General features: G+C 46.0%; 1 protein-coding gene. It reads left to right on the plus strand.

Features of this window, described 5'->3' with window-relative positions:
* Positions 1 to 46 precede the first annotated feature (46 nt).
* The coding region (locus H6B10_RS15370) for a hypothetical protein (protein WP_204652347.1) at positions 47 to 450 on the plus strand (404 nt) is incomplete at its 3' end.

A 450-nucleotide genomic window follows, 5' to 3' on the forward strand; every position in this document is an offset into this window, starting at 1 on the left:
CTGCAAATACCTGTTTAGGGAAAGAGATGAGCGGTCAAAAGAAGGTATGGAAACGCACCTGTCAATGAGCCAGAAGTACGGCTTGGTTCCTGACTCCCAACTGGATGAGCGCCGTATGCTGTCGGAATCATATGCTGGCGGAAAGCTGTGCTATCAAGATGATCTGGTGTTAAATCGTTTGAAGGCCCATCTGGGAGTATTTGCATTAGCGCCACAATTCGGAGTAATCAGTCCGGACTACACTGTTTTGATACCAAATACAGAAAGAATAATTCCGTCCTTTGGAGAAATGGTGTTGAAAAGCGCCTTGTGTCGACGTGAACTGCAGGTTCGAGTGCGTGGTATTATCGAAGGATTTTGGCGGCTCTATACAGACGATTTCTATACGATCTATCTTCCTGTACCGCCCATCGAGGAACAAAAAGAAATCATGCAATATATCGGCGCTCA

The sequence above is a fragment of the Gemmiger formicilis genome, assembly GCF_016901605.1.
Lineage (GTDB): Bacteria > Bacillota > Clostridia > Oscillospirales > Ruminococcaceae > Gemmiger > Gemmiger formicilis_B.